The organism is Paraburkholderia sp. GAS38, assembly GCF_050434965.1.
GTDB lineage: Bacteria > Pseudomonadota > Gammaproteobacteria > Burkholderiales > Burkholderiaceae > Paraburkholderia > Paraburkholderia phenazinium_A.
In genome coordinates, this window is sequence record NZ_JBNDJO010000003.1 from 290920 (window position 1) to 315710 (window position 24791).

The following is a 24791-nucleotide window of genomic DNA, read 5'->3' on the forward strand; positions in this document are numbered from 1 at the left end:
GTATCCGGTCGTAGTGTGATACTCATCGTGCCGTCCGGCTGACTGATGCGCTCATCCTCCGGCTCGCTTCGCCCGGTGGCCGTATTTTTTGAGCGTTTCGATGACCTGCTCGCAGTGGTCGCCCTGTACTTCAATCACGCCATCCTTGACCGTGCCACCAGAACCGCAGGCCGTGCGTAGTTGCTTGCCTAGCAAGGTCAAGGCTGGAGGATCGAGCGCCAGTCCCTTGACGATCGTCACGCTCTTTCCACCTCGGCCTTTAGTCTCGCGAGTCACTCGCGCCACGCCATCGCCTACCGGTAGTTTCGCGCCAACCGCTTTGCAGACACATGCCGCGATCGCCTGCCTGCATTCGGGACACATCTGCCCGCCGTCGGTGGAATAAACAAGGCCGCCTTTTGAACTGCTCTTCATGATTGGCTTACTCAAAGAAACTAAGGTCGGGGATGCAGGCGAGTTTAGCAGGTACGCCTTGGCAGCCGCTTCTGGCGGCGCGCCGGCTCTCTCGATCGACATGAGCCCTTCTGGCAACCTACAGGCTACAAAGGAGTTCCGGAAGGAACGACAGGCTGTCGATCGTATGCAGAGGGATGGGGAAACGCCCCGATGCAGATTGCACGTGTGCCCACGGGCCGCGGCGGAGAAAAACCGGAGTCATTCCGGCACGCCGCGCCGGTTCGATATCGTTGTCGAGTCGATCGCCGACATATGCAATCTCGGCTGGGTCTAATCCATGGGTAGAGGCGATGATGCGCTCAAAAAATGCCGGCGCCGGTTTCTGCACGCCCCATGACGCGGAGGACGCGACAAGGTCAGCCGGAGCGCCGAGAGCATGCAGTGCCCGTTCGATTTCAAGCGGCTGGTTTCCCGCGATCCCAACAAGGACTCCCTCATTCCGCAAGCGGCTCAAACATGGGATGGCGTCGGGATAGAAGTCGTCCGCTGCGAGTGAAAAGGCGCTGCCAGACAACTCGCGTTGGCGCTTCAATTCCGCAAAGTCGGCATCCGGCCGAAAGAGCTTAAACACAGTTCGGTGATGTTGGCCGCGTTCGATGGTCGCGCCCAGCGCGGCAAAAAACGAGAGCCGCGATACGCCCAAATAGTCGGCCCAGTCGCCCCAATCGCGACTCTCGTCGATCAAGGTCTCGCCGACATCGAAGAACACCGCTCTTATTCTCATGACTGAAGGAGGAGAATGGATGTCAAAACCCGATTGTCGTCCACAATCTTGCTGCTTCGCTAATATAATTTTCGCCGGACCACCGTGTGGAGACCCCATGCATATCCCAACCAGATGGCGTAAGAAATTCGCAGGGGCGCGGGTCGAACGACAAGTGATTGGAGAATCAGGCGCGGAAGTATTGCGCATCCGCTGCCGCAGTGGAGAGTATTTGTTCCTGAAGTCCGAGCCTACCGGCTTGCCCAGTGAGCTTCCTGGGGAGGTTGAACGCCTTCGCTGGATGAAACGGCTAGACCTGCCGGCACCTACCGTGCTTGATGACGCGGTGGAAGACAACCGCCACTGGCTGCTCATGACGGCGGTCCCCGGGTTCGATCTGGCCAGTGCTAAAGACCTGTCTCCATCCCAGGTCGTCGGCATTCTGGCGATGGCATTACGTAGCCTGCACCAGGTACCGATTGCGGAATGTCCCTTCAATCACCGCATCGAAGAGCGTATAGCCGCCGCCAGCAATCGTGTCGACGCTGGGCTCGTTGATAAGGCAGACTTCGACACTGAGCGGCGAGGGCGAACCGCCACGGATGCGCTCGCTGAGCTGCTGTCGACGCGCCCGGAGACGTATGACCTTGTCGTGACCCACGGGGACGCATGTCTGCCGAATTTCATGGCTGAAGGAAGTGGCTTCACCGGCTTCATCGACTGCGGTCGCCTCGGCGTTAGCGACCGCTATCAAGACCTTGCTCTGACCGCGCGAAGCATTGCGCGCAATCTCGGCCAGGCGTGGGTGGAGCCTTTCTTTCGCGACTATGGTGTAGAGCCGGATCACCGGCGCATGGCGTTCTACTGCTTGCTGGACGAGTTCTTCTGATTGCCGCCATCAGGCATGAGCGAAGCGACTAATTCCGCCCAACGTCGTTCGACACATGCCGGAGAATCCGCGTTGCGCACTGACCCGATGAAGCAAGCGGATCCCAAACGTACGCCACGCTCCCATTACGTACCTCAATGATTATCGGGCGGTTTCGCGGGACTCGGCCTCGATATGTCGTTGGCAGTTGCAACTGCTGACACACAGTCCGCTGCGAGTCGCTCAACAATGGAAACGGCAGCGCCAGTATCTCGACGACCAGTTTCTGTACAAGTGGCGATTGAGTCGTAATGCCAAACAGCCGGATGTCTCGCGATTCGAACTGCTCATACAACCTCGCAAAGCCAATGAGCGCCTCGAGTCCCGCGATGGCGGACTCGTCTCCCTCCCAGGGGCACGCCATCGACTCGTCCTGCGGAAGGACGAAGGGCGTGAAAATCAGGAGCGCGTGGGGTAATTCCGTGAGTTCACAGATACTCCCCGCCGTGGACGTCAAGTGCATGGCCGGCAGACGCAGGCCCGCCAGATGTGGGATGTTCACGTTCTGATCCTGTTTGATCTATGCGGAGTCATCGAAATCCGTGCACCTGAAGCAGAGCAAACATGTACATGAACATTAGACCTCCGAAGAATCCAATCACCATCCCAACGAGCAACATCGTCGTCTTCCTGTTCAGAGCCCGGTCGCCGACCGTGACGCGCATCGCCTTAGAGAAAAACTACCCACGACCACTGTCCACTCGTACGGGAACCAATCCCGGAAATTATGAGGGAGGAACATTGCCGGAACATTAACGCTCGCCAGGGGCGCCGCAAGCCCGCTCAAGAATGTTGCAGGGCGACAACCGATCCGTTCCGATGATGCGGGCAGGCGCGGCGCGCAATGTTTGCACAATGTAGGGTCCATAGAATCCGGGTCGTCGTCGAACTCTTACCCTCAGAAGCCGACTGTCGATGCTTCGCGACGTGTCGTCGCGGACACGCCCATCAACGCGCGGTGAGTGGCTTTACCGTTTCCGGATCCCTCGAATGAAGTCAAATTTTGCTTTCTACCTCGCTTCGGCGGTGGTTGGTTTTACTGTTTCGTCTGTTGCATTTGCCGACGGGTACGACGTCACTGTGGGCGCCGGCATTGACCTCGCACCGCGATATCTCGGGAGCAACGAGTACTACTTCTTGCCGGTCCCGCTCCTCAATGTGACGACGCCGTCTGGCGTCTATATCGGCACGACAAGCGGTGTCGGATACAAGCTGGATTTGCCGCACAACTTTTATATCGACAGCTCGCTGAACTACGCCGTCGGCCGCAAAGATACGAACGAGACCTTCGAAAGCGGGTCCGACGCGCTGCGCGGCATGGGCGACGTGCCGAATGCGCTGGTCGCGACTGTGACGGCGGGATACCGCTTCGCGAGTGTCGGCTCGGTAAGCGTCGCCGCAGACGTGCCGTTGAGCAATCGCAGCATCGGCGACTCATGGCGCGTTGCTTTCGAGGTGCCGATGCTGGTAACCGCGTCGGATGTGCTGACGACGAAAACCGCGGTGCATCTCGGGTCGGCGACTTACAACCAGACGCAGTGGGGCGTGAACGCGTCGCAGAGCGCAGCCTCCGGATTCCGGCAATACAGTCCCGGAGGCGGCATCAATGCAGTCGACCTGGGCCTGACCTGGGTGCACCTGTTGAATCGCAAATGGTCGGTTACAACGTCGGGTCAGGTGACACGCCTCGTCGGCGATGCGGGGGGAAGCCCGATCGTGCAGCGTCGTGTGTCATTGAACGTTGCAACGATCGTCGGCTATAAATTCTAGACGTAGTGGACGTCTGCGCATCGCTACGCGTCTGCCGTGGCTCCAATGCGCGGCAGGCTCACGCGAATACCCGTGCCATGCGTCGGCGGTTCGAAATAACTCGCACGACCACCGTGCATCGTGGCGATCTCGCGCACGATACTCAGGCCGAGACCGGCGCCGGCTCCATGGCGCGTGTAGCGCGAGAAGGACTCGAAGATCTGGTCTCGCCATGCAGGCGGTATGCCTGGACCGGTGTCGACGAACTCCATGAGAACGTAGGCGGCATCGGCTTTCACGGTGACGGTGAGCATCGTTGCATTGCCGCCGTGTTTGATTGCGTTCTGCACGAGATTGACGATGACTCGCTTCAGCGACGCGGCGTCGCCTGAGACGTCGAGTTGCTCGGTGTCGCAGACGAACTCGACGTCGTGTCCCGCGGTCAGGACAACGGGCGCGAGATCGCCCAAAGTGTCGCGGACCAAGGCGACGAGATTCAGCACTTCCATTCGCAGCGTCGTGCTTTTGAGTGCCTGGAGGTCGAGTAGGGCGTCGCTCAGTTCACTGAGACGCTCTACGTCCTGCTCGAGTTTTGCCTTCAGCGGCCCGCTCTCCAACGCATCGAGACGTGCCCGGATGACGGCGACCGGTGTGCGCAGTTCGTGCGCCGCGTTCGCAATGAAGCGGTCCTGCTGGGTCCTTCCGGCGTCGAGGCGCTCGAGGGCCGCATTGAACGCGCGTACAAGCGGCGCAATCTCGCGTGGCAGGCCTTCCTCCGGTAAGCGCAGGCCGCGACGGTCGATGTCGACATAGCGCGCGAGTTGCACGACGTCCTTCAGTCTGCGCAACGCCAATGCCACGACAACCGGGATAGTTACGATATTGACGAGCAGCAGGGGCAGAAAAAACGGTGCTTCAAGATATTGAAGCACCGCGAGGCCGACACCTTTCCACGCCGGTATCAATGGGCCGCCGCCATACGCGATCTGTACTTCGCCGAGATCGGTACGCATCGTCTTGATTCTGCACGAGAGGTTGTCGTACTGATTATTGTCTGTGATATCAGCGCTGTAAATACGAGGCAGCGAGGCGACCGCGGATGCACAAGGCGCGGAGACGCGACCGACGCTGACCTGTTCGCCCTCCTGGTCGCGCACGATAAACCACAAGCCAGGCGCCGCACGCTCGAGCGAGTCGAGCTGCGCGGAGTGTTGCAGGGCGAGATGGCCGTCGGATGTGCGCGCCGCCGCTGCGACGATGATGTGATCGAGGCGAGTATCCATCACATAGCCGGTGACGTCCCAGTGCAGAAAATCGGTAACTAGCAGCAGTCCCGATGCAATGGCAACCGTTAGCAGGGTCCCGACCAGCGATAAGGAAATGCGCTGAGAGATGGACAGGTTCCGGAGATAGCTCATTCAGTGGTGGAAAGCAGATAGCCAATGCCGCGGACGGGCCGAATCTCGATCCCTGCGTCATGCAGCGCAAGCTTGCTGCGCAGCCGGGAGATATGAGCGTCCAGCGCGTTCGATTGAATGTCCTCGCCGAGGCCATAGACACGCGCGATCAACTGGTCACGCTGGACGGTTTTGCCCGCTCGCTCAACGAGGGCCTGCAGTGCCAGCAGTTCGCGCCGCCGCAAGCCGAGCGGCTCGCCACGAACGGTGGCCGTGAGCGAAACGAGGTCGATTTCGAGCGCGCCCACGCTGACTTTGTGTGTCTGCATGGTCGGCGCACGTCGCGCCAGAGCGCGCAGACGAGCGGTAAGCTCGTCCATCGAAAATGGCTTGGCGAGGTAGTCGTCGGCGCCGGCATCGAGCCCTTCGACGCGCGCCGCAATTTCGCCTGCGGCGGTCAACACGATCACCGGAATGCCCGGCGCTGCCGCGCGCAGATCGGGGATGACGGTGAGTCCGTCGCCATCGGGCAAGAGCCGGTCTAGCAGCACCACCTTGTATTGACACTCGCGGATTGCATAGCGCGCCTCGCTCAGGCTGGACACGCAATCGACAGCGATGTTGCGCTTGCCTAGCGCGCTCTCAATTGCCGAAGCCAGTTCCAGTTCGTCTTCGATCAGCAGGATGCGCATGATTTCATGGTGGTGACGCTTACGGGCAAGCGTTCAGTTCAGTATACCTTGGTCGATCCGGCCGGCGCGCTATGCAAAAGCAAGGTTGCTCCGTGCCTGATTCATCACGGACGGTGTTGTTGAGGCTCGCCATGATGCGCCTCAGGACGGGGCGCAGACGGATGCGGCGCGGGTGCCGGGGGATGAGGCTGCGTACGCAGCGGTTGTTGTTGTGACTGCGGGTGTGTGAAGTGTTGCCCATCCTGTCGCAGTCCGGCCGGATGCACCTGTGTCGCGTCTTCGTGAACTGCCTGCAGATGGGGTTCAGCGTTTTCCCGATGCTGCACGGCTTGCGGCTGTGGTGGGTGGTCAGGTGCTTCGGCCTGCCGCTCGCGTCCGAGGTGTTCCGCATATTGCGACGTGGGGTGTGGCACCTGCTGATGTTCGACCTGCATTGAATCTTCAAGGTGTCCTTGAGATCGCGTTTGAGTCGTCACGGGGTTGCCGTGCGTGACTGATGTCCGCGTGTGTTCCATTGCCACCGCGCTCGAATGGTTGGGGACGAACTGCGGAGACGAATGTGTGCCAGGACGGGCGTCGTTCGGCCTGAAACGCGGGATCGTCATGGGCGTGGACGAACGTGTGCCGAAGCCGGGTTGCTGCGCGTGCATTTGCGCCATCGCAGGCTGCTGCGGCGCGCCGTTGCGCACGAGTGAGCGACTTACCGTGCCGTTGTAGTTGTCGCTGATGTGCGTGTTGTTGATCCGGTTGATCACCGTGGTCGACCGGGAGATGTAGGTATTGTTGTTATAGACCACCGCCGGACGCTGCCATCCATCCCGTGCACCGTGGGGCGAGCCACCCCAGTGCATGCCCCAGGCGTGCCAACCCCATCCTACGTGCCCGAAGACTGCGCCGATCGCGACGCCGACGCCAAACGTGATCACGCCTGCGGTCACCACGGCGCCTGGCCCATAGACCGGCGGACGATAGAGGTACCCAGGATAGGCGGCGACCGGTGCGCCATAGACGACCGCAGGGTTGTAGACGGGAACATAGACGACATCCGGCTGTGCCGGCGCGATCACGATGGTCTGGGGCGGCGGCGGGATGATAGCCGGCCCCTCGTACACGGGAGTGGCGGACGGCGCCGGCGTCTGGTCTGCCGGTGCCGAACTCCGTTTTGCGCGTGTGACCCGTATCTCGCCGGTCGTGCACAGGTTGCCGGAGGCCTGCGCACGCTGGCGCATGACCTGAATCGCGTTCAGCACATCAGTCGGATCGTTGTAGTACGCCTGTCCGAGCGTCGTGGTCCATGCGATGTTCGTCGCCATCTGTGACAGCACGGCGGGAAATGCCGTCAGCGCTTTAACCGAGGGATCCCAGGACTGCTGGTCGGCGGACGTGACAAGCGCCTGCCCCTTGAGGTTTGGATTCTGCGCAAGCCACGTGTTTGCCGCGGCGATCTGGTCCGGATAAGTAGAACCTGCCAGCACCAGTGCGACGAGCTTGTCCGGAAAGAGGGCGATCGGCGCAACCATCTGGTAGAGCTGATCTGCGCCAGGCGGTGTGTAGGCGACAGGTGTGGCAGAGGCCGCCTGGGCGATGGACGCCGCGGTCGCCGCACCGGTTGCGGACGCGTCGGCGGGGGCCGGCTGCCCGGGTTCCTCACGGTTCTTCCCGCATGCACTTAGGCCCAACAGCGACAGCAGCAGCGACGAAGCGATGAGCCTTTGAGCGAGCCGGTGGTTTTCATTCATGGTCTTTCTGCGTTGTCGGTATGCATTGTTGCCAGGTGCCCGGCCCATGCCGAACGTGCCGATAGCGTCGAGACGCGCCCGGACAGCACGGCGCGGCAACGATGCTCACGAGCGTTCGAGGTCGGATGCGAGTAAGGCCGCTTATCGCGCGTCGCCGGCGGTACCGGGAACGACAGGTCGCGAAGCGGAGAAAGGTGGGGTCTGAGGGTGGAGGTCCGACGCCGATCCGGATTCTACGGACCGTAGATTGTGCGAACATTGCGTGCCATACCGGATCGTGGGTTCGGTATGGGGGGCGTCACTCATGCGCTCGTGCATGTTTCCAGCACGGAAACGCAGTGGCGTCTTCTAGTTGCCGTTTCACGACGAGCTACCCAGCCAGGCTCGTCGACGCTCGGAGGGATGGCGCCGGATGTTCGCGCGCTCCTGCATTCGGGACGCAGGAGCATCCAGGCTTGCGATCAACTTCCGTGAATATCGATGTCGAAGTACTTCTGCTCGATGCGCTGGTACGTGCCGTCTTTCAGCATCGAATCAATGGCCTGATCGATTTTCTGGCGCAGGGCAACGTCGTCCTTGCGAAAGCCGATACCCGCCCCTTTGCCGAGTGTTGTCGGATCGCTAACATTTTGACCGGCAAAGCCGTAGCCGCTGCCCTGCGGTGTCTTTAGAAAGCCGTTGATGCCTGCAAGCACATCCGTGAACGTCGCATCGAGGCGACCGGAGCGCAGATCCGGATATACCTGTTCCTGATTCGCGTACGACACGACGTTGATGCCCGCTGTCGCCCAGTTCGCCTTCGCGTACGCTTCCTGTGTCGAACCCTGAGCGACGCCAACGGCCTTACCCCGCAACGACTGAACGGTAGGCTGCAAACCGGAGCCATCCTTGGCGATCAGACGGCTCGGCGTGTTAAAGAGCGGCTGGGAGAATGCAACCTGCTCTTCGCGCTTCGGCGTAATCGACATCGCCGACAGGATTGCGTCGAATTTTCTGCCTTGCAGAGCAGGAATGATGCCGTCGAAGCCTGTTTCAACCCATACGCAATGCATCTGCAAGCGTCTACAGATTTCGTTGCCCAGGTCGATCTCAAAGCCGACGAGTTGCCCTGAAGGCGATTTCGACTCAAACGGCGCATAGGTCGGGTCGACGCCGAAGCGTAACTCCGTCATATCCTTTGCCTGCGTGGCCAGCGCGGCGATTGCCAGCACGGCACCCACAATGATGCGTTTCATATGCGTTCCCGTTCGTGTGTTACGCCGCGGACGTGTGCCGCCGGTGCGTGGGGTGAAAGAACCGTGTCGTAAGAACGTCTTCGCCGACTACCTCTTCGTCAGTGCGTCGAGTGCCCGCTGCCAGATCTGCCGCGTGCGCAGCGCGATCAAGGCGCGCCAGTCGGCATCGGCGGGATAGTAGTGTTCCAGCAGCGCGGCCTTGATCCGCCGCCCCGTCGCGTCGAAAGGATCGCCGTGCAGATGCAGCCAATGGTCGTCGCGCAGCAATGTGTGTCCGCGCGCGCCGTCGTAGGTGCCGCATTCGATCACAAGCGGCATCAGATCCACCTCGGGAAGCTGATCGATTAGTGCCTGCGAGGTATAACCGGTCGCCGTCGCTGCGACGCCGCTGTCGGACGACGCGTCCGCCGCGGTGAGAATCCTGTACAGCCAGGGCCCATACAGCGATTGCGCGGCGTCGTGCGCGGACACCTTGCGCTCGGCAATGGCCATCAGCATTGGATGTCCGTACGCGCCCGCGCCGGTGTGCAGATCGAAGGCGATGGCAGTGCGAGCACCTGAAACATGTGCCTGCATGATCTGACGCACCGTGCGGTTCGTCCATGTCTGCTGCGTGCCGCCAAAAAAGACGCCGTCCGGATGCCGGTACTGTCCCGCTTCGATGATATTGCGCACCCGTGCTTCCCCGAGATGGCGCATGTGCATGGCGAGTTGCTCGTCCGCACGCCGACGCGCCGGTCCGTCGAGATCGCGGCATAGATAGATTTCGTGCAGCGTTTCGTATGCCGAGTTCGCCGGTGGTGCGTGAGTAAAGTCGATGTAATTGCGGTTGACGTCAGCGTTGTCTTCGTTCACCCGGCGCAGCCACGCCGTGCCCCACGGGTTGACGAGGTGCACGAGCACGACACAGGTATCTTCCGGTAAGGCGTGGTCCCGCAGATTATCGAGTAACGCGATCTGACTGTCGGAGCCGTAATAACCCTCGACGCCGTGGGTTCCCGACAGCAGCACGAGGCGCTTTTGCGCGCCGGCGGAGCCGACGATCGCGACGTCTGTGGACAGCGCCTCGCCGCGTGGTCCTTGCAGCGGGTGAGGATAGACGACGTGCGTCGCCTTGACGCTCGCAGCGGCCTCGAGAAAGCGCTCGCGCTGATTGGCGAAACTCGGCGTGTCGAAAATAGTTGCGCTCATTATCGCTCCTGTGTCTTCGTTGCCGGGGGCGACACGCGCACAAGCGGCGCCTGTTCCAACGCGGCATACTCGGCATCGATTAGCCGCTGCACACCGCGACGGAACCTGAGTGGTCCGGCGTCGATTCCAAGGTCGAGATTCGGCGTGCGCCGGTTTGACATGCCTTCATGCACGGCTTCAAGGATGACGCGGTCCTCGTCGAATGCGTGGCGCACGTCCTCGTTGAACTGTTGCGACACGGCTTCGTTTTGCTGGTCGAAATTGCGCATCTGAAACCAGAAGTAGCGCGTATGCGATTCGTCGATCGGCGTCATGAAATTGTATGAATTCATCAGGAACACGTGATCGTGCTGCGCGCCGTCGTCGGCGCCTGTACCCGCCGGCGTGAAGACTGCCTTGATGATCGCGTGTGAAGGAAACCGGACCTCGTAGTGCTGCTTGCGGTCGCAGCGTCCCGAGAATTTGACGAACTTCGCATAGAACGGTGCGACGTCGACATCGCGCATCCAGCGCGAGACGGTCACGCCGACATCGCTTGCAACGGTTTTCAAGGGCTCGGCTTCACACGCGGCGTTGCCGAACGAACCCGGATGCACCCACGCGACGTGCGACGGATCAAGCAGGTTGTCCGTCACGTAGAGATAGTTGCAGGCTACCGTCATCGCGTCGCCTTCGTTCAAGCCCCATGCCGGATCGCCCCACTCGGGAACATCGAAAATCTGGGCCGTATCGGCGGCTTTGGCCTCGCCCATCCAGATCCAGACGAGACCATAGCGCTCTTCGATGGGATAGCTGCGTACCTGTGCCGCCCGTGGAATGCGAGCCAGGGCCGGCGCGCGTACGCATGCACCGGCGCAGTCGAAGGTCAGGCCGTGATATCCGCATTCGATTCGATCGCCAAGCAATCGACCCATCGACAACGGCAGCTTGCGATGCGGACACGCGTCTTCGAGCGCGGCCACGACCCCATCCGGCGTGCGAAATAGCACGACCTGTTCGCCGAGCAGTTTCAACGGCATGAGGCTCTGCTGGACTTCGGCGCTGCGCGCCGCAACGTACCACGCGTTTCTGACGAACATCGCTGCTTCCTCTGTTTGCATTGCCAGCGGGCCTGCGCGTGACCCCACGCAACCTTTGCATCGACTGTAGAAAGTCAAAATAGAAAAGAACAGCAGTTAGAAAGTACGATTTAGTTTAGAATTTCTAAACCGTCTTTATCGATCAAACTCGATATGAACAGGCTTGCACCGCTTCGCGCGATCCAGATTTTCGAAACACTTGGCCGTTGCGACGGCCTTGTCGAGAGTGCGCGCCGACTCGATATCTCCGCCGGCGCGGTGAGTCAGCAAATCAAGCTGCTCGAAAATGCGCTCGGCGTGAAGCTCGTGACGAAAGAAGGGAAACGGATGCGCTTGACCGCGACGGGCCGCCGATATCATGAGAGTTGTCTCGCGGCGCTCGAAACTTTGCGCATCGCGCAGGACGACATCGAGCGCTCGAAAAACGTACGCAGCCTCAACATCAGCGCCTTGCCCTCGCTGCTATCGAAGTGGCTTGCGCCGCGCATCAATGCCTGGCAAAAGGAGCATCCGGACATCAGCGTCTATCTGGACGGCTCGCATGCGGAGCCGTCGCCGGATGCCTATGAGATGGATTTTCGAATCAGCTACGGGGATCGTATCGACGACGCAGGCACCTCTATCGAACTGTTCCGCGATAGCGTCGTGCCTGTATGCAGCCCGCGGATCTTGCCGCGCAAGGGCAAAGTTGCGCTTAAGCCGGCTGATCTCGCGGCGTTTGAGTTGATCGCGGTTGACTGGCTGCCAAAGTTCGCTTCGCCGCCGTCGTGGCGTGACTGGTTCGCCGCGAACGGTGTCGAGACAGCGACGCTGCGCGAGCCGCATCAGGTGCATTCCCTTTCGAGTGTCGCGATTCAGGCCGCGATCGACGGCCATGGTTTCGTGCTCGCCCAGTGCTCGATGGTCGCAGACGATCTGGCCGCGGGAAGGCTCTCGATGCCCGTTGTTTCGACCATTCCGTTGCCGTCGCCGTACCTTCTTACCTGGAGCGAAAGTACGTTCGATCGCCCGCAGTGCCGCGCCTTTCAGCGCTGGTTGCTCGCGAGGGCAAGGGAACAGCAGCGCGATATCGATCTGTTGGCAGGTCGCGCGTGACAGGCGTTATGCCGCATCCGGCAACACCCCCAACAACTGCAACGCACCACCCGCCACCGCACCAAACACCGGCCCGGCCACCGTACCGCCATAAAACGCCCGTCCAGCCGGATCGTCGATCATGACGGCGACGATCAAACGTGGATCGCTCATGGGCGCCATGCCCACAAACAGCGCGCGATAGCGGTTCTTCGCATACGACACACCGATCTGCTTGCGCGCGGTTCCGGTCTTGCCGCCAACCCGATACCCTTCGACCGCCGCCGCCCGCCCAGTGCCGCCCGGTCCCGTAGCCATTTCCAGCATCTCGCGGATCGCACGCGCGGTAGCCGGCGTCGTCACCGCGCGCTCGGCACCGGCGACGAGCGGCGCATCGCCCCCGTCATTCAGGATACCTGCCTGAATTCCGCCCTGATGATCCACGCCGTCCGTCAACAGCAAGCGCGCCGGATGTAGCGTGCCGTCGCCGGCGTACGCGGTGTACACCTGTGCGAGTTGCAGCAGAGATGCCGACAGCCCATAACCATAAGCCATCGTAGCCTGCTCGATCGGCCGCCAGCGCTTGAACGGCCGCACCTTGCCCGCCGCGGCGCCGGGGAACGTCAGCTCCGGCCGGCGCCCCAGTCCGTACTCCTGGTACTTGTTCCAGATCGTCTCGGCCGGCAGGTTCAGCGCGAGTTTCGCCAGCGCGATGTTGCTCGACTTCTGGACCGCTTCGGCCACGGTCATCACGCCGTGATTCGAGGTGTCGTGAATCACAGCCGGTCCGATCTTGTACCAGCCTGGAGAAGTGTCGATGAGCGTTTGCGGCCCGGCCTTACCCTTGTCCATCGACAAGGCCACCACCACGGGCTTGATCGTCGAGCCCGGCTCGAACGTATCGACCACCGCGCGGTTGCGCAACTGCCGGCCGCTTAGACGCGTGCGGTCGTTCGGATCGAAGCTCGGGTAGTTGGCGAGCGCGAGGATCTCGCCGTTGCGCGCATCCAGCACGACCACGCTGCCGGCCTCCGCGCTGTGTTTCTCGATCGCGGTCTTCAATTGCGCGTAGGCGAGCTGCTGGATGCGACGGTCGATGGTCAGGTGGATCGTCGCGCCGTTCAGGGCCGGCACGAGCGGCCGCGTGTCCGACACCGCGCGGCCCAGGCGATCGCGGATCACTTCGCGCTGGCCGGCTGCGCCGTTCAACTGCCGGTCGGCGGCGAGCTCGACGCCTTCCTGGCCCTGGTCCTCGATATCCGTGAAGCCGACCACGTGCGCCGCCGACTCGCCTTCCGGATAGAAGCGCTTCGAATCGGCGATCTGCGTGATACCCGCCAGCCCGAGTTTGTCGAGCTGGCTGGCCGTGTCCGCATCCACCTGGCGCTTGAGCAGCACGAACGCCTTGTCGCCCGCCAGACGCCGGCGCAACTCCGCGAGCGGCAACTCGAGCAGTTTGGCGAGCGGTGCGAAGCTGGCCTCGTCGAGCAGCTTCGGCGTGGCCCAGATCTCGTACGTGGCGAGGCTGACCGCGAGCATCGAACCGTTGCGGTCGACAATCCCGCCGCGGGTGGCGCCGAGCTCGATGGTGCGCTGGTAGCGCTTCTGCCCCTGCACGACATAGAAGTCCTGATTGACCACCTGGATCCAGAAGGCACGCGCCGCCAGCGTCCCAAAGGCCGCGAACACCAGCAGGATGACGAATCTCGAACGCCACATCGGCAGACGCGACGCGAGGGCAGGGTGTTGGGCGAGCGTCGCGTACGGGTCGTGCGGCTGCGATTTTTTCTGCTGGATCATGAATACGGATACGGGCAGCGAACCCGGACGGCGCCATCGAGGCTCAACCGGCCAGGCGTTGCGACGCTGCTCGAGCGTGCTCCTTGTACGGCGGCTCATGCGCTGGGCATGGGCCGGGTTAGTGTGCGCCGCCTGTATTGGCGGCGGTGAAGACCTTGAGCTGCTGGTGCAACCGCGCGGCCGGCAAGCGGACCGCGAAGCCATGATTGTAATAAGAACGTAATATAGATGCGAGGCCTATGCAAGGCGCGCGTGACGTGTGTGCGGCACGCCAAAAGAAAAAGCCGCGCGGACTGAAAAATCCGTGCGGCTGCTTCGTTCGATTAATGCGTCTTCTCCGACGCGGCGTGTTTAGGGGCGCCCGACCAGCAAGCACTTCGCAATGACGTGCCTCCCGGGCGCCCTCTTTTCAAGGACGGTGCGCGTCCTGGAGCCAGGCGTTCAGGCCGGCAGCGCGAAACTCGAGATGGCTTCGCGCAACACACCCACCTGGTCTTTCAGCGAATGCGCGGCGGCGGCGGCTTGTTCGACGAGCGCGGCGTTTTGCTGCGTGACCTGATCCATCTCGCCCACCGCGCGGTTGACCTGTTCGATGCCCGCGCTCTGTTCACGCGAGGCGTGGCTGATTTCCTCGAGAATTTCGTTCACGCGACGCACCGACTGCACGATCTCGCCCATCGTAGAACCAGCGTTGGCCACGAGCGACGCACCGGCTTCGACGGTGTGCGTCGAGGTTTCGATGAGCGCCTTGATTTCCTTGGCGGCGGTGGCGGAGCGTTGCGCGAGGCTGCGCACTTCCGCGGCGACGACGGCGAAGCCGCGGCCCTGTTCGCCGGCGCGGGCGGCTTCGACGGCTGCGTTGAGCGCGAGGATGTTGGTCTGGAAGGCGATGCCGTCGATTACGCCGATGATGTCGCCGATCTGGCGCGAGCTATGGGTGATTTCGCCCATGGTGCGGACCACGTCGTCGACGACGCGGCTGCCGCGCGTGGCGACGTCGGCGGCCTGACCGGCGAGCTGCGCGGCCTGGGTGGCGCTTTCGGCGTTCTGCTTCACGTTGACGGTCATCTGATCCATGCTCGACGCGGTTTGAACGAGCGCGGCGGCCTGTTCTTCGGTGCGTTGCGAGAGATCGGTGTTGCCGGCGGCGATTTCGGTGGCGCCCACATTGATGTTTTCGGTGCCGGTGCGCACGCGCGAGACGGTTTCGACGAGGCCGGCCTGCATCGTGTGCAGGGCGTGCAGCAGACTGCCGGTGTCGCGCTGATGGACTGGCACGCCGACGGCGAGGTTGCCGCTTGCCATGCGTTGGGCGGCGACGACGGCGACTTCGAGATCGCCGCCGAGGCTGCGGCGCACGCTACGCAACACGAGGATCATGACGAGGGTGGCGATGCCGCCGAGGATGGCGGTGATGATGAGCCACAGGACCAGATTGGCGTAGAAGGTTTGCTGGACGTCGTCCATGTACATGCCGCTGACGACGTACCAGTCCCAGGGGGCGAAGCGCAATGAGAAGCTGGTTTTGTCGACGGGCTGATCGTGGCCGGGTTTGGCCCACATGTACTGGACGAAGCCGCCGCCGTCGTGGTTACCGGCGTTGACGATGTTGACATACAGATGATTGCCGGCCGGGTCGGAGAACTGGGCCATGTTTTTGCCGTCGAGTTCGGGCTTGATGGGGTGCATCAGCACGACTGGCTGGGAGTCGTTGACGGAGACGTAGCCGTCTTTGCCGTAGCGGACGGAGGCGAGGGCGGCGAGCGCCTGTTTCTGGGCGTCGGGTTCGCTGAGGGTGTGTTGCTGGGAGAGCGTGTAGTAGTGGTTGATGACGCTGACGGATTCCTGGACGACGGCGGTGAGTTGATCACGGCGCTCGGCGATCATGGAGGCGCGGTTCTGCCACGCGCCGAAGCCGCCGATCAGGATCAGGCCGATCCATAACACGACGATCATCGACCCGAGTTTTCTGTTCAAGGTCATGGTGTGCATTGCGCGGGTTCCATCTGGGGTTGGGTTTGGTCGGTTTTCTGTGGCTGCTTTTTTTCGCCTGCGGCGCTGGGGTGCAGCAGGTGCCTGTGCTGTTTAACGGCTTCGGTGGGTTTGTTGCGTAGTAGGGGGGAACCCTAGTTTTTCGCCTTTTTTTCATTTGTCTGATTTATTGCTTTTTTTGGTTTTCTTCTGGGGTGGGTTTGCTCTTTGGTTGTTTTACTAGAATTTTGGCCTTTCCTTGTATTCTTAGTGGTCTATTGGCGTTGCCCCTGTGCGGGGCGGCACTTACTTTCTTTGCCGCCGCAAAGAAAGTAAGCAAAGAAAGCGGGCTGCAACCGCTAGCTCGTAGTGAGCCATCTAGGTCTGCTACTGGGAACGGCCCAAAACGAGACGCTCTCTCGCACCACACGTGCCGGTGACAAAGTAGTCATCCGTTCCAGCGTTGCGCTACGCGCCCCGCCGCCCGGCATAACGGGTTCGGCGAAGGCCGGAGATAATGCAACTCCACCGGTTTCCCATGCAAACCCATCCGCGACGCACGGAGTGTGGAGTGGGGTGGATGAGCCCTTTGTCACTAATGCGGGTGGTGCGATAGACGGTCTTGTCTCGGACCACTTCGGGTTATTTTGAGTGGTGGACATCTAAAAGCTGGCGGGGTGAGCCCGCTTTCTTTGCTTACTTTCTTTGCGGCGGCAAAGAAAGTAAGTGCTGCCCCGCACAGGGGCGACGCCAATAGACCACTAAGAATACAAGGAAAGGCCAAAATTCTAGTAAAACAACCAAAACAAAAAAATAAAAAACCCAAAAGCAAAACAGAATAAAACCCATAAAATAATAAAAACCAGAAAAAGCAAAAAAGCCAGATAGTGAACAACAAAAAACCCCACATTTCACCAAAAATCGCCATAAAAAGAGAGCAAAAAAGCAAAAACCAACCGCATCCGTTATAGTCACTTTTTTCGCCGGCAGGAGAGGTGCATAGGAGAGTGACACGCCCATGAAAAGTGTGCATCTCCCCAAACCGCCGAAGGCAATAAAAGAGCCCCAACCGGCAACCAAACAGCAAACAAGCAGCCAGCACCCCGACAAGCAGGAGAACCCACCCCTATGAACGCCCGCGAACCCGCCTTTATCGCCGCCTCCCGCAGCAGCCGTCTGCGCCAGATGCTCACCAGCACCCAGCTCGAATTCATGATGGAAGCCCATAACGGCCTCTCCGCTCGCATCGTCCGCGAAGCCGGCTTCAAGGCCATCTGGGGTTCCGGGCTCGCCATCTCCGCCCAGTTCGGCGTGCGCGACAACAACGAAGCAAGCTGGACCCAGGTCGTCGATAACCTCGAATTCATGGCCGATGCCAGCGATCTCCCCATCCTCCTGGATGGCGATACCGGCTACGGTAACTTCAATAACGTCCGCCGCCTCGTCCGCAAGCTAGAACAGCGCGGCATCGCCGGCGTCTGCATCGAAGACAAGCAGTTCCCCAAGACCAACAGCTTCATCAACGGCGAACGTCAGCCGCTCGCCGAAATGGACGAGTTCTGCGGCAAGATCAAAGCCGGTAAAGACTCCCAAAACGACGAAGACTTCTCCATCGTCGCACGCGTCGAAGCGCTCATCGCCGGCTGGGGGATGGACGAAGCCCTGCGTCGCGCCGAAGCCTATCGCCAGGCCGGCGCCGACGCGATCCTGATTCACAGCAAGCTGTCGCGTCCCGACGAAATCCTCGAGTTCGCCCGCGAATGGGCCGGCCGCGGTCCGCTCGTCATCGTGCCGACCAAGTACTACAGCACCCCCACCGAAGTGTTCCGCGAAGCCGGCATCAGCACCGTCATCTGGGCAAACCATCTGATCCGCGCCTCAACTTCGGCCATGCAGGCCGTCGCCAGGGAAATTCACGCCAGCGAAACGCTCGTCGACGTCGAAGACCGCATCGCCTCCGTCAACGAAATCTTCCGTCTGCAAGACGCCGATGAGTACTCGGAAGCCGAAGACCGCTACCTGTCGGCTTCGCGCGCCTCGGCTTCCGCCGTCGTGCTCGCCGCCAGCCGCGGGGTCGGTCTGGAAGCCGTGACGGCGGATCGTCCCAAGGTCATGCTGCCGATCGCCGGCAAGCCGCTGCTGCGCTGGCTCGTCGACGCGTTCAAGAAGCAGGGCGTCAACGACATCACCGTGGTCGGCGGCTATCGCGCCGACGCCATCGAAACCGCCGGCATCAAGCTGGTCGTCAACGAACGCCACGCGGAAACCGGCGAACTGGCCTCGCTCGCCTGCGCCGTCGACGCCCTCAAGTCGGACACGGTCATCTCCTACGGCGACCTGCTGTTCCGCAGCTACATCGTGCGCGATCTGGTCGAAAGCGAAGCGCCGTTCAGCGTCGTGGTCGATTCGTCGCTGACCGAGCCGGTCAACAAGAGCGTGCGCGACTTCGCATGGTGCTCGTCGCCCGACGATCGTGGCCTGTTCGGCAACAAGGTACTGCTCAAGCGCGTGTCGAGCGAACTGCAGGACGCGGATTCGAGCGAAGCCAAGCTGCCGGACGGCCGCTGGGTCGGTCTGCTGAACGTGCGCGGCGAAGGCCGTGAGCGTCTGCACGCCGTGCTGACCACGTTGCGCGCGCGCCCCGATTTCGACAAGCTCGATATGCCCGCGCTGCTCAACGCACTGATCGAAGCCGGTGAAGCGATCGAAGTGCAATACGTGCACGGCCACTGGCGCGGCGTCAACGATCTGGAAGACTTCCGTCGTGCCGGCGATTTCGCCCACGCCCAAGCGCCGCTCGCAACGGGCGCCGCCGGCGGAGAGGCGCAATGATCGAGGCTGCACAGTTTGTCGAAGCGGCGCGCGAGCGTGGCTTCGACTGGTATGCCGGGGTGCCCTGCTCGTACCTGACGCCGTTCATCAACTACGTGCTGCAGGATCCATCGCTGCATTACGTTTCCGCAGCGAATGAGGGCGACGCAGTCGCGCTGATCGCCGGCGTCACGCTCGGCGCGCAGAACGGCCGTCGCGGCGTCACGATGATGCAGAACTCCGGCCTCGGCAATGCGGTGAGCCCACTCACGTCGCTGACGTGGACGTTCCGTCTGCCGCAACTGCTGATCGTCACGTGGCGCGGCCAGCCCGGCGTCGCCGACGAGCCGCAGCATGCGCTGATGGGCCCGGTTACGCCCGCGATGCTCGACACCATGGAAATTCCGTGGGAGACCTTCCCGACCGAAGCCGACGCCATCGGCCCGGCGCTCGACCGCGCAATCGCCCACATGGACGAGACCGGCCGTCCGTACGCGCTGGTGATGCAGAAGGGCAGCGTGGCGCCGTATGAGTTGAAGCAGGGCGCGAGCGGCGCGCGCCGCACGCCGTGCGTGCCGCAAACGCAGTGGCACGGGGTGGCGACGGATGCGCTGCCGACGCGTCAGGCTGCGTTGCAGCGCGTGATCGCGCACACGCCGCCGGAGTCGACGGTGGTGCTCGCATCCACCGGCTTTTGCGGCCGTGAACTGTATGCGCTCGACGACCGTTCGAACCAGTTGTACATGGTCGGCTCGATGGGTTGCCTCACGCCGTTCGCACTGGGTCTCGCGCTCACGCGTCCGGACCTGCATGTGGTCGCCATCGACGGTGACGGCGCCGCGCTGATGCGCATGGGCGCGTTCGCGACGATCGGCGCGTACGGCCCGGCCAATCTGACGCACGTGCTGCTCGACAACGGCGCGCACGATTCGACCGGCGGCCAGGCCACGGTGTCCGCCCAGGTGTCGTTTGCCGGCGTCGCGGCGGCTTGCGGTTACGCGTCGGCAGTCGAAGGCGACGACCTCGCCACGCTCGACGAAGTGCTCACGTCGCCCAAGCTCGACGGCCCGCGTTTCGTGCGCCTTGCGATTCGCCGCGGCACGCCCGACGGTTTGCCGCGTCCCACCATTACCCCGCCGGATGTGAAGACGCGTCTGATGCGCCACATCGGCACCGCTCAAGGAGCCTAATGATGCTGCTGCTCAATCCCGGTCCGGTGACGTTGACGGAGCGCGTGCGGCAGAGTCTGCTGCAACCTGACCTGTGCCATCGCGAAAGCGAGTTCTTCGATCTGCAGGAAGAAGCGCGCACGCGTCTGCTGGACATCTACAAGCTCGACCCCGCCGAATGGCAAGCCGTGCTGATGACCGGTTCGGGTACGGCCGCGGTCGAAAGCATGATTGCCGGCCTTGTGCCGGAGAACGGCAAGCTGCTGGTGATCGAGAACGGTGTGTACGGCGAGCGCATTACGCAGATTGCCAGGCAGTACCGCATCGCGCACGAAGCGCTGAAGCACGACTGGATGCAGGGCCCCGATCTCGAGCGGATCGCCGCACGACTCGATGCCGGCGAGGGCTTTACGCATGTGGCGGTGATTCATCATGAGACCACCACCGGCCGCCTGAACGATCTGCGGTCGCTGGCGGCGGTGTGCCGCGCGCGCGGCGTGCGTCTGCTGGTGGACGGCGTCAGCAGCTTTGCGGCCGAGGCGATCGACTTCGCCGACAGCAGCATTGCTGCCGTGGCGGCGACCGCCAACAAGTGTCTGCATGGCGTGCCGGGTGCATCGTTTGTGGTGGTGCGGCGCGAGGCGCTGAAGCAGGCGGCGAGCCGGACCTACTATCTGGACCTGGGCCGTCTGGCGAAGCTGCAGGATCAGCGCAATACGCCGTTCACACCCTCGGTGCATGCTTACTACGCGCTTGTCGAGGCGTTGCGCGAACTGGCCGACGAAGGCGGTTGGACCGCGCGTCACGCGCGCTATGCGGCGCTCGCGGAGCAGGCGCGCGCGGGTCTGGCCGAGCGCGGTATCGAGAGCGCGTTGCCGCCGCAGCAGTCGTCGGTGGTATTGCGGGCTTATCGCTTGCCGGCGGGTATCAGCTATGTGCAACTGCACGATGCGCTGAAGGCGCGCGGCTTCGTGATTTATGCGGGGCAGGGTGGGCTGTCGGCGGAGCTGTTCCGGATCTCGACGATGGGCAACATTCATCCGGCGGATGTGGAGCGGTTGCTGCAAGGGTTTAGCGAGTTGACGCGGTAAACCGCGCTGCCGCTAACTCCAAACGGATGTCCCGCGCAACGGAAGGCCTCCGATTGCGCGGGGTCTTGCCGTTCTTTCCTTTAGTTAGGAAAGCGAATGCTCGCTGACCTTGCTATAGGTCAAGCGACTAGGGCGAACGCGCATTCGAACAAGGGAAACGAGGAAACTGAAGCCCGTGCGGTCTCCACGCCGCACATATCGAAGTCCGTCAGCCAGATGCCGTCAAAGCCATCCCGCTCGATGGCTTGCGCCAGTTCGACCACGGTCATACCCACATGCACCCATCAACGCGATTGAGTTTTGACGACGGTCCAGGACCGTCGACACCTGCACTGCTGGACGTATTGCGCGCGAGCGCATGTCAGGCGCTGTTCTTCGTGCTGGGAAGCAAACTGGCGCAGGCGATGGACGTGGCAACCCGCGCGGTCCGCGAAGGACACGTGCTGGGTAATCACACGTATTCGCATGGCCGGCCGGGTGCGGTGTCGGATGCCGTGTTGAGCGATGAAATCGAGCGAACCGATGCGCTGATCCGCGAGGCCTATCGGCTCGCGGGCGTGCCGGAGCCGGCCTCGATTCCGTTACGGCTTCCTTATGGTCTGGAACCGCAGGATGTGCGCAGCGACGTGCTGACGCGCCTGAAGCGCAGCCACACGGGATGGACGGCCATCCTTGACGACTGGTGTCGGCCGCCGCCGCCGCCCCATGCGCTCGCGGAGAGCATGCGTCGGCATATCGCGGACAGGATGGCGCTAGGGCAGGATGTGCTGTTTTGCCTGCACGACGGTTCACGCTTCGCGGAAGCGCGGCCCGCGACCGTCGAGGCAGTGCGGTTGCTGCTCAGCGATCCGGGCTGGCAGACCGGCCCGTTAGCGAACGGGCGAGGGGCTGGCTAGTAACTGTCGCCAGCAGGCCAGGAAGCCCATGCCGGGACCTGGCATCCAGAGGCCGCGCTGGGCGGCTTCCAGATGGATCAACAACTGGTCCGCGCAGAACAGGTCCACGAGCGCGTCGCGTTTCAGGCGTATCAGCTCAGATGCCTCGTCGTCAGGCTGCAGTGCGGCGTAGGCACGCAGGCCCGTATCCCAATGCCGGACGTCGAAAGTGAAACGGTCTTCATCGGTCGCGTCGCGCGAGAGTGCGAATAGTGCAAAGGCGGCTTCCAGCCAGTGCGCGCCTTGCCCGACGTCGTCGAAATCGAGCACACCCGTCACCGTGTCATTGGCGAACAGCAGGTTGCCGGCGTGATAGTCGCCGTGCAGCCAGCGCGCCGGTCCGCGAATCCACGCAGCCGCCGCTGCCAGATGCATGCCGATACGCCGCAGCACCCCATCGTAGTGCTCCGGAAGGATCGCGGGCAAAGGCGGCGCCGGTCGTGAAGAAACGCGTGCGTAGCGCTCGTTGAGCCACGCGAGCGGATCGGACGCGTTCGCGGAGATCGTCGCCATCGCCGCATGCAGATGGGCGAGCGTATGCATCGCGTCGGCGATGGCTGACTCCGCCCCGTCAGGCAGACCGGGCGTGCCGTCAATGTGCTCGAACAGATGCAACCAGCTTCCGTCGTCGGCTTGCGCGTACGGCTGTGCGTTCACGGTCGATTGAAACCGCGGCAGCGTGGGCAGTCGCGGCGACGAGCCGAGACGATCCAGCATCGACGCTTCGCGCTGGACCTGTTCCGCGGATTTGCCGGGCCATGAGACGCGCAGCACGGCAGCGCGCGAGCCGCAGTCGATGCGATAGGTTTTGTTAGTATGGCCCGTCGATAGCGCCTGAATCCGCGTCGGCCGGATGTCCCAGTGCTTCATCAGCAGCAGTTCGAGTCTTTCCACGTCATTCATCATTGCATCGATCATGTCCGAGCGAATTTCGTCCCGCATGCGGGACATCAATATCGAATGGCTTACGCGCGCAGCCGAGTTCGACCATCTGTTCCATACGCGCTGGCTGGGTGAGCGCTTCTTTCATCTGCCAGGCGACATGCTCGCGATCCAGGAACTGATCTGGCGCGAACGCCCCGACTGCATCGTGCAAACGGGCATCGCGGCGGGCGGTGGCGTCGTGTTCTCCGCATCGATGCTGGAACTGACGGGCAACGCGGGCCGCGTCGTCGCCATCGAGCCGCGCCTGCGCGACGAGGTCAAGGCGCGTCTGCAATCGAACCGGCTGGCGCATCGCATGGTGCTGATCGAAGGCGAATCGTGCTCGGCCGCGACGCTGGCGTCGGTCCGCGAACAGATCGACGGCTGCGCCTCCGTGATGGTGATTCTCGACCTCACGCACACGCACGAGCACGTCCTGCGCGAGCTGGAATGCTACGCGGGACTCGCGACGCCTGGCAGCTACGTGATCGTCATGGACACCATCATGGAATACCTGCCGGAGCGGATGTTTCATGGCAAGCCTTACGGAAGGGGCAACAACCCCGCCACCGCCGCGCAGGCTTTCCTCGCTCGCGACACGCGCTTCGAAGTCGACGGCGATATCGAAGACCGCGTGCTCATGACGCTGTCGCCGGGCGGCTTCCTGAAGCGAGTTCGATGACCAGGCGCGCAGCCTGCGCCGAGCCGTCGCGCTGGTAGCTCGCTGCGATCTGCGCGGCTCGCTCGCGCAGCGGACCCGGGCGTAGCAGATCGCCGAGCGCGGTGGCGATATCCTGCACCGTTGCCTGCTCCAGATCGAGGCAACGTCCCGCGCCGGCCCGTTCGACGAACCACGCGGAATGGAACTGGTCGTTGCAGAACGGCGACAGCAGCATGGGGACGCCGCATGCCAGCGCTTCCATCACCGAGTTGGCGCCGCCGTGGTTGATGAACGCGTGCGAGCGCCGCAGCAGGGCCAGTTGCGGCGCGTAGCGTACGGCGATGACCCGCTCGTCCGCAGCCGGCAGCAGGTCGGTGTCGATCAGTTCGCCGACGGACAGCACGAGCTGCGCGGAGGTGGCGCGCGTCGCCTCGATGACTTTCGCAAACAGCTCCGGCTGGTAGTACAACTGGCTGCCCAGCGACATATAGACGAGTGGACGCGACGCGTCGATGCGTTCCCACGGAAAAGGCGGCTCGTCGCCGCGCGGGCCGGCCGGCAGCGCGGGACCGACCAGCTCGACGCCTTGCGGCGGCTCGCCGACGAGATCCTCGGTGGTGAAGGCGAGCGTCAGGTGCGGCGAGAGCACGTCGCAGCAGCGAAAGCGCGCTTCGATTCCATAGCGTGCGAACAGGCGGTCGCGTTCCGGCGCGAGCCATCGCACCGTGCTGAGCAGTTCCGAGTCGAGCGAATCCGGCAGCACCGGATTCAGCGAGTTCGACATCGCGACCCACGGCAAGCCCTCCAGCTCCGCGGCGATAGCCGATGCGTAGAGCAGCGGATCGATCACCACCACGTCGGGTCGCCACTGCCGCAAGATTGCGCGCAGGCCGTCCACCTGCGCGGGCGTCTGTTCGATCAGCAGCGTGTGAATCCAGCGTCGCAGCCACGCGGCGTCGCGAATGTTCGCGGCGAAACTCGCACCGCGCGACAGATCGTGGCGCTCGGGTGTTTCGCGCGGTCCGAGAAAAGCGAAGGCGCCCGCAGCATCGAGTTGTGCGCTGATGTCGGCGGGGGCGTAGAACGCGACTTCGCAGTCCGCCGCCTGCAGATGCTGGGCGGGGCCGATGCACGGGTTGACGTGTCCCTTTTCGGGCACCACGCAGAACAGGATACGTTTCATGGT

The 24791-nt window shown here is 62.6% G+C and carries 23 protein-coding genes; 8 read left to right on the top strand and 15 right to left on the bottom strand.

Annotated features, from left to right (window positions below; genetic code table 11):
* Nucleotides 1–51: 51 nt before the first annotated feature.
* Both P3T42_RS08870 and P3T42_RS08875 read right to left on the bottom strand, forming a co-directional pair.
* The gene (locus tag P3T42_RS08870; RefSeq protein WP_429305964.1) at nt 52–414 is read right to left on the bottom strand and encodes a translation initiation factor Sui1; all 363 of its coding nucleotides are present in this window, start codon (nt 412–414) and stop codon (nt 52–54) included.
* Between the two features lie 118 nt (nt 415–532).
* Nucleotides 533–1165, bottom strand: a complete 633-nt coding sequence (locus P3T42_RS08875; RefSeq protein ID WP_429305776.1) for an HAD family hydrolase — start codon at nt 1163–1165, stop codon at nt 533–535.
* 112 nt (nt 1166–1277) lie between these two features.
* Between P3T42_RS08875 and P3T42_RS08880 the strand changes: the two genes are divergently transcribed.
* On the top strand, nt 1278–2048 hold the full coding sequence (locus P3T42_RS08880) for an APH(3')-II family aminoglycoside O-phosphotransferase (RefSeq protein ID WP_429305777.1): 771 nt from the start codon (nt 1278–1280) through the stop codon (nt 2046–2048).
* A gap of 28 nt (nt 2049–2076) precedes the next feature.
* On the opposite strand, the gene P3T42_RS08885 is transcribed toward P3T42_RS08880, so the two are convergent.
* Entirely contained in the window at nt 2077–2550 is a 474-nt protein-coding gene (locus P3T42_RS08885; protein ID WP_429305965.1) for a redoxin domain-containing protein, read from the bottom strand.
* 452 nt (nt 2551–3002) lie between these two features.
* Between P3T42_RS08885 and P3T42_RS08890 the strand changes: the two genes are divergently transcribed.
* Entirely contained in the window at nt 3003–3857 is an 855-nt protein-coding gene (locus P3T42_RS08890; protein ID WP_083640247.1) for a MipA/OmpV family protein, read from the top strand.
* Between the two features lie 23 nt (nt 3858–3880).
* Here P3T42_RS08890 and P3T42_RS08895 read toward each other — a convergent pair whose 3' ends face one another.
* The 6 genes from P3T42_RS08895 to P3T42_RS08920 all read right to left on the bottom strand — a co-directional run bounded on the left by P3T42_RS08895 (nt 3881) and on the right by P3T42_RS08920 (nt 11169).
* The gene (locus P3T42_RS08895) at nt 3881–5254 is read right to left on the bottom strand and encodes a sensor histidine kinase (protein WP_429305778.1); all 1374 of its coding nucleotides are present in this window, start codon (nt 5252–5254) and stop codon (nt 3881–3883) included.
* On the bottom strand, nt 5251–5925 hold the full coding sequence (locus tag P3T42_RS08900) for a response regulator transcription factor (RefSeq protein WP_074294496.1): 675 nt from the start codon (nt 5923–5925) through the stop codon (nt 5251–5253). Before P3T42_RS08900 ends, P3T42_RS08895 begins: the two co-directional genes overlap by 4 nt.
* Nucleotides 5926–6029: 104 nt before the next feature.
* Complete coding sequence (locus P3T42_RS08905) at nt 6030–7664, bottom strand: DUF3300 domain-containing protein (RefSeq protein WP_429305779.1); 1635 nt, start codon at nt 7662–7664, stop codon at nt 6030–6032.
* A 461-nt stretch (nt 7665–8125) separates the two neighbouring features.
* On the bottom strand, nt 8126–8899 hold the full coding sequence (locus P3T42_RS08910) for an ABC transporter substrate-binding protein (protein ID WP_429305780.1): 774 nt from the start codon (nt 8897–8899) through the stop codon (nt 8126–8128).
* A gap of 87 nt (nt 8900–8986) precedes the next feature.
* Nucleotides 8987–10090 carry a DUF2817 domain-containing protein gene (locus P3T42_RS08915; protein WP_074294499.1) on the bottom strand — a complete coding sequence of 368 codons (1104 nt, stop codon included), beginning with the start codon at nt 10088–10090 and terminating at the stop codon, nt 8987–8989.
* On the bottom strand, nt 10090–11169 hold the full coding sequence (locus P3T42_RS08920) for a Rieske 2Fe-2S domain-containing protein (RefSeq protein ID WP_429305781.1): 1080 nt from the start codon (nt 11167–11169) through the stop codon (nt 10090–10092). Before P3T42_RS08920 ends, P3T42_RS08915 begins: the two co-directional genes overlap by 1 nt.
* A 153-nt stretch (nt 11170–11322) precedes the next feature.
* On the opposite strand from P3T42_RS08920, the gene P3T42_RS08925 reads away from it, so the two are divergent.
* Nucleotides 11323–12264, top strand: a complete 942-nt coding sequence (locus tag P3T42_RS08925; RefSeq protein ID WP_074294501.1) for a LysR substrate-binding domain-containing protein — start codon at nt 11323–11325, stop codon at nt 12262–12264.
* A 6-nt stretch (nt 12265–12270) separates the two neighbouring features.
* On the opposite strand, the gene P3T42_RS08930 is transcribed toward P3T42_RS08925, so the two are convergent.
* From P3T42_RS08930 to P3T42_RS08940, 3 genes are all read right to left on the bottom strand, one after another.
* Nucleotides 12271–14043, bottom strand: coding sequence for a peptidoglycan D,D-transpeptidase FtsI family protein (locus P3T42_RS08930; RefSeq protein ID WP_429305966.1), 1773 nt, complete (start codon nt 14041–14043; stop codon nt 12271–12273).
* Between the two features lie 441 nt (nt 14044–14484).
* A complete protein-coding gene (locus tag P3T42_RS08935) occupies nt 14485–16026 on the bottom strand; it encodes a methyl-accepting chemotaxis protein (protein ID WP_074297104.1) in 1542 nt (513 codons plus the stop codon).
* A 684-nt stretch (nt 16027–16710) separates the two neighbouring features.
* Nucleotides 16711–17241, bottom strand: a complete 531-nt coding sequence (locus P3T42_RS08940) for a hypothetical protein (protein ID WP_429305974.1) — start codon at nt 17239–17241, stop codon at nt 16711–16713.
* Here P3T42_RS08940 and aepX point away from each other — a divergent pair.
* Genes aepX through P3T42_RS08955 form a run of 3 tightly spaced genes read left to right on the top strand, consistent with a single transcriptional unit; the run spans nt 17143 to nt 21085 of the window.
* Nucleotides 17143–18846 carry a phosphoenolpyruvate mutase gene (aepX, locus tag P3T42_RS08945; protein ID WP_429305782.1) on the top strand — a complete coding sequence of 568 codons (1704 nt, stop codon included), beginning with the start codon at nt 17143–17145 and terminating at the stop codon, nt 18844–18846. The genes P3T42_RS08940 and aepX overlap by 99 nt on opposite strands.
* The gene (gene aepY, locus P3T42_RS08950; RefSeq protein WP_429305783.1) at nt 18843–20015 is read left to right on the top strand and encodes a phosphonopyruvate decarboxylase; all 1173 of its coding nucleotides are present in this window, start codon (nt 18843–18845) and stop codon (nt 20013–20015) included. Before aepX ends, aepY begins: the two co-directional genes overlap by 4 nt.
* 2 nt (nt 20016–20017) lie before the next feature.
* Nucleotides 20018–21085 (top strand): 2-aminoethylphosphonate aminotransferase, encoded by a 1068-nt coding sequence (locus P3T42_RS08955; protein WP_429305967.1) that lies wholly within the window; start codon nt 20018–20020, stop codon nt 21083–21085.
* 119 nt (nt 21086–21204) lie between these two features.
* On the opposite strand, the gene P3T42_RS08960 is transcribed toward P3T42_RS08955, so the two are convergent.
* Complete coding sequence (locus P3T42_RS08960; RefSeq protein WP_253190009.1) at nt 21205–21354, bottom strand: hypothetical protein; 150 nt, start codon at nt 21352–21354, stop codon at nt 21205–21207.
* A 6-nt stretch (nt 21355–21360) separates the two neighbouring features.
* On the opposite strand from P3T42_RS08960, the gene P3T42_RS08965 reads away from it, so the two are divergent.
* On the top strand, nt 21361–21981 hold the full coding sequence (locus P3T42_RS08965; RefSeq protein ID WP_429305784.1) for a polysaccharide deacetylase family protein: 621 nt from the start codon (nt 21361–21363) through the stop codon (nt 21979–21981).
* Here P3T42_RS08965 and P3T42_RS08970 read toward each other — a convergent pair.
* Nucleotides 21955–22962 carry a phosphotransferase family protein gene (locus tag P3T42_RS08970; RefSeq protein ID WP_429305785.1) on the bottom strand — a complete coding sequence of 336 codons (1008 nt, stop codon included), beginning with the start codon at nt 22960–22962 and terminating at the stop codon, nt 21955–21957. The genes P3T42_RS08965 and P3T42_RS08970 overlap by 27 nt on opposite strands.
* On the opposite strand from P3T42_RS08970, the gene P3T42_RS08975 reads away from it, so the two are divergent.
* A complete protein-coding gene (locus tag P3T42_RS08975; RefSeq protein ID WP_429305786.1) occupies nt 22937–23626 on the top strand; it encodes a cephalosporin hydroxylase family protein in 690 nt (229 codons plus the stop codon). The genes P3T42_RS08970 and P3T42_RS08975 overlap by 26 nt on opposite strands.
* Here P3T42_RS08975 and P3T42_RS08980 read toward each other — a convergent pair.
* Nucleotides 23583–24788, bottom strand: a complete 1206-nt coding sequence (locus P3T42_RS08980; RefSeq protein ID WP_429305787.1) for a glycosyltransferase — start codon at nt 24786–24788, stop codon at nt 23583–23585. The genes P3T42_RS08975 and P3T42_RS08980 overlap by 44 nt on opposite strands.
* Nucleotides 24789–24791 lie beyond the last annotated feature (3 nt).